The organism is Paenibacillus sp. GCM10023250, from assembly GCF_042653205.1.
Taxonomy (GTDB): domain Bacteria; phylum Bacillota; class Bacilli; order Paenibacillales; family Paenibacillaceae; genus Paenibacillus_Z.
On record NZ_JBHSHY010000009.1, the window covers coordinates 151,232 to 158,003 of the forward strand.

Below are 6,772 nucleotides of genomic sequence, written 5' to 3' on the forward strand. Positions count from 1 at the left end.
GATTCCGGATTTATGCTAATCCCCTCCATAATAAACCCAACGGGCCGATGTTCGAAGTACAAGCAGCGTCAACAGCACGACGATGACGAACAGGATCCAGGCGAGCGCCGACGCGTAACCCATCTTCAAATAAATAAAAGCGTTCTGGTATAAATAGATGGCATAAAAGAACAGCGACTGGTCCGGCCCGCCCATCGTGCCGGAATTCGCACCGCCGCCAAGAATGAACGACTCGGTGAAAATCTGCATCGCGCCGATCAGTCCCATCAAAAACTGAAACAGCAGGATTGGAGACAACCCCGGCAGCGTAATATGCCAAATGCGGCGGTACCAGGCAGCCCCGTCAATCGAGGCCGCTTCATAATATTGTTGCGGAATCCCCTGCAGCGCCGCGAGAAAGATGAGCGCACCTGCTCCCGAACCCCACAGTCCCATCAGGATGAGCGAAGGTTTCGTATAGTGCGGGTCGAGCAACCAGGCCGGGTCGGACAGGCCGAGCGCGCGCAGGCAGATATTGATTAGACCGTAATCCGGATTCAGCAGCCAGGTCCACAAGATCGCGCTTGCCACGATCGGGATAACCGCCGGTACGTAGTACAGCGTGCGATAGAAGGTGATGCCGCGCACCTTCAGATTGAGCAGGAGCGCGATCAGCAGGCTGGCGACTAGCCCGAACGGCATCGCGATAAACGCCATGTAGAACGTATTGCGCAGCGCCTTATAAAAGTTCGGATCGGATGCGATCGCCTGGTAATTGTCCAACCCGATCCATTGGGGAGGCGAAAACAAATCATAGCTCGTAAAGCTGAAGTACAACGAGCCGAAGAAAGGATATACGGTAAAGGCGAGAAATCCGATCATCCATGGCAGGGCGAAGGCAACGCCCGTCCAGAAGATGCGCCGTCTGCGTTGAAGCGGTGTACTTTGCTTCATTGGGCGATCCTGAGTGAGGATACTCATCGCCGGCCGCCTTTACTTGACGAGCGGCTGGATCGTCTTCTTGACGCCCGCCAACCCTTCGTCGATCGTCGATTTTCCGCGCAGGATGTCATTGACCGCCTTGTTCAGCGCGTCGCTGTATTCGCTGAAGAACGGCAGAGACGGGAATGACTTCAAATTCAAACCTTTCGCATATTCGGTAAATTCCTTGAAGCCAGGCACCGCGTCGTATGCCGGATCGTCGAGCACCGAGGCGCGTGTTGGCAAATTGCCGAGCGCGGCCGTGAACTGGATTAACTGCTGCTTATCCGAGAACCATTTGATGAACTCCCAGGAGGCGTCGGGGTGCTTCGCGCCTTTCGGGATATAGAGCACGCTCGTGTTAATATTACCGGCGTTTTTCAGCTCGGGATGATCTTCACTGTACGGAATCGGCGCAATGCCATAATCGAGGCTCGGGGCAAACTGCTTGATAAACGTCGGCAGCCACTCGCCGTCGATCGTCATGGCGTACTTCCCGCTGAAAAACGGATTTTGCGCGGACTGGTATTTACCGAGCGATGCGGAAAAACGATCAAGGTTTTCGCTGCCGAATTTATCCCAGAGCTCCTTGGAAAATTGAACGGCTTGCTTGAAGCCGGGATCGTCCGGCGTTACCTGCTTCGTCTCCGGATCCCAGAATTTGCCGCCGTACACCTGCGAGAACGTGTACGAATCGATGCCCGGCCACAAGCCAAGCACCTCGAGGCGTCCGTCCTTCTGCACGACGCTCAGCTTCTCGGCGTACTCCTTCAGCTCCGACATTGTCGCCGGAGGCTTGCTGTAGCCTGCATCCGCAAGCAGCTTCTTGTTGTAGAACAGCATCGTGAAATGCATCGCGATCGGCAGGGCATACGTATGCCCGTCGTACTGGCTGCTGGCAAGCGCACCGGGAATAAAGTCGTTTAAGTCGAAAGCGTCCTTGGAAATGTAATTGTCGAGCGGCAACATGGCGCCTTTCGTGCCCCAGGCAGCGACGTTTTGACCGAATTGCGAGGCAATATCGGGCGGGTTGCCGCCGGTGATGGCGGTCAGTTGCTTCTGATAGTCGCTCTGGCTCAAGCCTTTGATCGATATATTCGGATGCGTGTCGTTGAACTGCTTAATCAGCTTCTCGATCGCCTCGCCCTCTGGTCCGGTCCAGCCGTACCAGAAGTTCAGGGTCACTTTTTCCTGTGACGGCTCGCTTGTTGTCGGCTCGGCGCTTTTGGAGGCGTCCTCGTTTTCCGCAGTTCCGGAGCTACCGCTGCCGCTGCAGGAAGCAAGCAGCAGGCTCAAGCCCGCCAGCACGGCAAATGGCGTATTGCGTGTAAATAAACGGATGCCCATTGACATTCGAATCCCTCGTTTCCACGATATTTGACTGCGGTCTTGCTTCACAGTTCAACCCATTCGCCTATCCGCTGCCGCGCCATTCGAGCGGCGTCGATCAGCGCCATCGTCCCGATCGTTTCCGCTGAAGCAACCGGAGCCTCGCTGCTTTCGAAAAAACGCAACAACTCCAGAATGAGTCGTGGAAAGTAATCCGTACATGCAACGAAAAATTCCGTATTTCCGTTTGCATCCGCGTACGAGGCTTGAAACGGTGCTGCGGCCGGTTGCACGACCGTACCCTGCCGCCCGCTGCCATAGTCAACGATGTAGGTGAATAGCTCCGCTCCCCCGAACGCTTTCAGCCGGGTCTCTCCCGTACCCATCATGACGGTTAGCATCTCAAAGCTGTGAACGGCATAATTGTCGAATGCACCGCCTCCGCAGACAAACGCGGCACGGTTTTCCTTCGCCCGGTCTCGCCGCGCCTGCCACGGCTCCAGCTCGCGCGCGAAACGAAGCGCAGAACTGGAAAATAGAGGCGTACCGTATGTCGCAGCCAGCTTGAACATGCCGGCCGCAGCTGAAGCGTTGATTGCAAACGTCTTATCTACGTAAACCGGCTTCCCCGACCGTAGCACCTCGTCCGCAAGCCGCTCATGATGCTGCGGATGATCGGGGGACAAGACGACTACAGCGTCGCAACGCTCGATAAGTTCGCTTATCGAGGCGGCCCGCTCAACGCCGTGCTCCGTGCACCACTGCGTGGTATTGCGAGCGGGGTTCTTGTCCGGATCGTATTCGGGAGGAGCGTCAACCTCCGCCCAGGCAAGCGCGACGTCCCACCTGCCGCCGCTTTCCTGGCGAATCCAGCCGGGGTAGTTGTTGGCATGCCATTCATCGAGAAAGTAGTCGATAAAGCCGACTTTGTTTGCTGTCACAGCCGTATCTCCTTCCTTTCAGCCGCTGAACGGTAGATCGCGTCCATCACCTCGGAGGTAATGAGCGTTCGGTCGATATGCGCCTGATTGGGAATGCCGCTATGGATGCTGGCGAGAAAGCTGTCGATTTCCTCCTGAAAGGCATTGGCCATATGGAAGGTCGGTTTCACTTCGTAGAGCGCTCCTTCGCGAGAGGTGTAGTAGGTGAAGCCGCCTCCGTAGTCGAGCTTAACGCCGCCTTTGTCTCCGAGGAACTCAACGAACATGGCGGATTCGCCGATGTTTTGCGCCCAGGCGCCATTCAGCGAGAGCGTCGGACCGGAAGTGCGAATGAAGGCGGTGACGAAATCCTCTACATCATAAACGCCGCCGTAGTCGGGAGGGCCAGCCCACATATCGACATAGACGTACTCCTTCAGATTGCGGCCGAGCAGTCCGTGCGCTGCTCCCGAAACCGACTCGACCTGCGGCCCTCCGATCGCATACAGCATCAGATCGAGAAAATGGACGCCCCAGTCGATCAGCACGCCTCCGCCGGACATCGCCTTCTTCGTGAACGGACCGCCTAAGCCGGGAATCGAGCGATGTGCACGGAACGAGCCGTAACAATGATAGAGCTCCCCAAGATCCCCGAGCTCGATCATGGCTTTGATTCTGTTCACGGAACTATTGAAGCGGTTAACTACGCCGATGCTCAGCATGCTCCCGCTGCGGCGAGCTTCTTCCTGCATGAGGCGCGCTTCCTGCACCGTCGCCGCCGCCGGCTTCTCGCACAGCACATGCTTGCCAGCACGCAGGCAATCGATAGCGATCGCGGCGTGAACCGCGTTCGGCGTGCAGATCGAAACAGCCTCGACTTCTTCGTCGTCCAGCATGTCCCGGTAATTCGTCAGTGGAATGGCCCCGTTGCATAGCTCGGCCGCGCTGCGGGCACGCTCCTCGACGGAGTCGATCACATACTTTATTTGAGCTGCCTCGCTGCGGTTATAAGCTGGAATATGCTGGCTGCGGGCGATCGACCCGCAGCCGATGACGGCTACCTTTAGGCTTGCCATTGCTGCACATCTCCTCCCTTTTGTTGCAACCATCATAGCAGGGATGGTGAGCGCATTCTTTAGCCTCGGTTGACGTCGTATTGGTCATTTTTTGCTGTTTTCCAGCCACTGCTTGTACATCGTCGGGGACATGCCGAATTTGTTGCGGAAGGCTTTGCTGAACGTGTGAATGGAACGGTAGTGAAGCCGCTCTGCGATTTGCGTGACGCTGAGCTTGCTGCTCTGCAGCCAGAGAATCGCTTGCTCGAAGCGTTTTCGGTCGAAATATTCTTTAATCGTCAAGCCTGTCTCGCGTGCGAAGAGGCGGGAAAGATACGGATAGCTGTAATGCAGTTCGTCTGCAATCATCGACAGCTCGGTAATGCGCAGCAATTTGGAGTCGATGAATTGCACCAGTTCGTAGACAAGCTGCTTTTCCTCGTCGACCTGAGTGTAGGAGGGGAATATCGGCTCGGGTTGCTCGTACAAATTGCGGCAACCAAGCACGAGTATCTGATGCAGGAAGGCGTGAATCATCAGTCCGGAACCGCTGCTAGGATGGTACAGCTCCGCGAGCAGACCGGATAAAGGACGTGCGATGTCCAGCCGATCCTTCACTTGCCGCACTTTGCGCTGGTCCAGCAGCTTCTGCAGCGGGCGAAGCGGGTGCTCGTCAGGCTCCCCGGCGAAATCGAATTGAAATCCGACATAGTAATAGCGGAACGGCTCGATTGAGTCGGCGACACCGTCGTGCATTTCGCCGGGGTAATTGATCAGCAGATCGCCTTCCTTCACCTTGCAAACGGTGCCGTCCGTTTCGTAGACGCCTTTGCCGGAGACGATATAACTGATTTCGTAGCATACCTGCCGGTGTAGGCCGATGCGGTAGCCACCCTGGCAGAATAGATCGCCGACTTGATACAGCTTGACCGGGCCGTAGGAGCGTGGTTCCTCAAAGTATCCTTTATCGAAATGAAATTTGACCGTTTTCTCGCTCGATTCTTCCATTCGGTTCCTCCCCCGTACTTAACAAGTTTAATTGTGACTGAGGATAAGAATACAGGCAGACAGCCGGCCTGAAACGATCGGCTGCCTTTGTTCAACTAATAGGCAGTTTGGCGCAACTACTGATTAGAAAGATGCGTACTTATAGAGAAGCTCATAAAATATAAAATTTGGAATTCAACTGGAGGATGGATTATGAATAAGAAATACTTAGGTACGGTTACAATCATCATTTTTGTTCTCATTTTTTCCATTCTCGTGGGATGTAGCAGTGAGAATTCTGATGACAAAGAAGCAATTCAAGTTGCAACTAAATACAAGGAAACCGAATATAAAGTAGACGATTACCATAAAGTCACTCTCCCTGAAGGTATTCAGGCAAAAGCGGATGAAACTAAGCCATACGTGACCAATGACTTCTATAACAGCCAAATGGCAAACCGTGTTACTGGCTTACCATTGCAAATAGCTCAGTCGGAAAAGTCGAGTATTAAAGCAGATAAAATTCACTTTGAATCGGCTCAAAATGAAGAAAGTGGAGTCAAGAGCCTGAGCTATGACCTGGTCTTGGAGCTTACAAATGACCAAGGCACTTCGAAGGAAATAAAAATAACAGGTGTATTGACAATGACCAAGGTCAATGAAGAATGGAAAGTGAAATATGACGTAAATCACAATCTAAATGAACTTTCAAATCTGGCACAAGCAAAAGGTTAAACATTATGAGGGCTGTCAAGTTGATAGCCCTCCGTTACGCTTGTTACGCTCCTAACGGGGCAGTTTAACGCAACTATCCAAAAATTGGAACGCATATTGTTACAATACGGTTTTCCGTGAAAGAGGGGATGTTGTGAAAAAAGTGTGCTTGTATGTTATTTTTCTGTTCACATTAAGTGGCTGTTCAGGTGGAAAGCCAGTCGAAGACAACATAATCTTTCAGTCCGAAGGACAGCTATGGAAAGCCACAATTCAGAACAAAGTTATTGAACACGGTGGGAAGCACTATTTTAATATAATTTATCAATATAAAGGTGACTTAGAAGACCTTCATGAGGTGGAGAAGATTTCCTTTGCACAAGGGACAGCATTAGGCACACAAATAGTAAACATTTACGACCCATCCTATAAATCAGAATTGATAAATAACGGAGGATATCAGGAAGAATATGAGGGGAAGTATGGGGTTATCATTGATGACATTAAAAAGCGAAATACGAATGAATTTACAATAAAATATGCCATGATTATCGACAATGCTTATACAACACTAGATGCCATACAGAAAGATAGAATATCAATCATTATTAACTGGGAAACTCAAGAGAAGAAGTACGAAGATAAGATAAAATGATTAACGTGGAAACTAAGGGGTGTTACTAAACATTCCTGTTGAGCCTAAGAAATGGGCTTTGTAAAAAAGGGAGCGCCTCAGTATGATGGGTTTGTCGACAACACATCAAGGAGGCGCTCCTACTATGAAGTTTAAGCAATCAGACGTACAAA

The 6,772-nt window shown here is 52.3% G+C and carries 7 protein-coding genes; 2 read left to right on the forward strand and 5 right to left on the reverse strand.

Translation table 11 applies throughout. The annotated features are described in order from the left end of the window. Positions 1-15: 15 nt before the first annotated feature. From ACFPB1_RS10490 to ACFPB1_RS10510, 5 genes are all read right to left on the reverse strand, one after another. Positions 16-933 carry a carbohydrate ABC transporter permease gene (locus ACFPB1_RS10490; RefSeq protein ID WP_379224803.1) on the reverse strand — a complete coding sequence of 306 codons (918 nt, stop codon included), beginning with the start codon at positions 931-933 and terminating at the stop codon, positions 16-18. A 39-nt stretch (positions 934-972) separates the two neighbouring features. Then, entirely contained in the window at positions 973-2,313 is a 1,341-nt protein-coding gene (locus ACFPB1_RS10495; RefSeq protein WP_379224805.1) for an ABC transporter substrate-binding protein, read from the reverse strand. Positions 2,314-2,354: 41 nt separating this feature from the next. Then, positions 2,355-3,230: a Gfo/Idh/MocA family protein gene (locus ACFPB1_RS10500; RefSeq protein ID WP_379224807.1), complete on the reverse strand. Its 876-nt coding sequence runs from the start codon at positions 3,228-3,230 to the stop codon at positions 2,355-2,357. After that, entirely contained in the window at positions 3,227-4,285 is a 1,059-nt protein-coding gene (locus tag ACFPB1_RS10505; RefSeq protein WP_379224809.1) for a Gfo/Idh/MocA family protein, read from the reverse strand. Before ACFPB1_RS10505 ends, ACFPB1_RS10500 begins: the two co-directional genes overlap by 4 nt. An 84-nt stretch (positions 4,286-4,369) precedes the next feature. Continuing rightward, positions 4,370-5,272 (reverse strand): AraC family transcriptional regulator, encoded by a 903-nt coding sequence (locus ACFPB1_RS10510; protein WP_379224811.1) that lies wholly within the window; start codon positions 5,270-5,272, stop codon positions 4,370-4,372. A gap of 192 nt (positions 5,273-5,464) precedes the next feature. Here ACFPB1_RS10510 and ACFPB1_RS10515 point away from each other — a divergent pair, with 192 nt between their 5' ends. Together ACFPB1_RS10515 and ACFPB1_RS10520 are read left to right on the forward strand one after the other, a co-directional pair. Continuing rightward, the gene (locus tag ACFPB1_RS10515; RefSeq protein WP_379224813.1) at positions 5,465-5,986 is read left to right on the forward strand and encodes a hypothetical protein; all 522 of its coding nucleotides are present in this window, start codon (positions 5,465-5,467) and stop codon (positions 5,984-5,986) included. A gap of 133 nt (positions 5,987-6,119) precedes the next feature. Beyond that, positions 6,120-6,620 (forward strand): hypothetical protein, encoded by a 501-nt coding sequence (locus tag ACFPB1_RS10520; protein ID WP_379224815.1) that lies wholly within the window; start codon positions 6,120-6,122, stop codon positions 6,618-6,620. The last annotated feature ends 152 nt before the right edge of the window (positions 6,621-6,772 follow it).

Bases quoted from the DNA above. Each gene is read 5' to 3' on its own strand.
- ACFPB1_RS10495 (WP_379224805.1), bottom strand. From the start codon at position 2,313: ATGTCAATGGGCATCCGTTTATTTACACGCAATACGCCATTTGCCGTG.
- ACFPB1_RS10510 (WP_379224811.1), bottom strand. From the start codon at position 5,272: ATGGAAGAATCGAGCGAGAAAACGGTCAAATTTCATTTCGATAAAGGA.
- ACFPB1_RS10490 (WP_379224803.1), bottom strand. From the start codon at position 933: ATGAAGCAAAGTACACCGCTTCAACGCAGACGGCGCATCTTCTGGACG.
- ACFPB1_RS10515 (WP_379224813.1), top strand. From the start codon at position 5,465: ATGAATAAGAAATACTTAGGTACGGTTACAATCATCATTTTTGTTCTC.
- ACFPB1_RS10505 (WP_379224809.1), bottom strand. From the start codon at position 4,285: ATGGCAAGCCTAAAGGTAGCCGTCATCGGCTGCGGGTCGATCGCCCGC.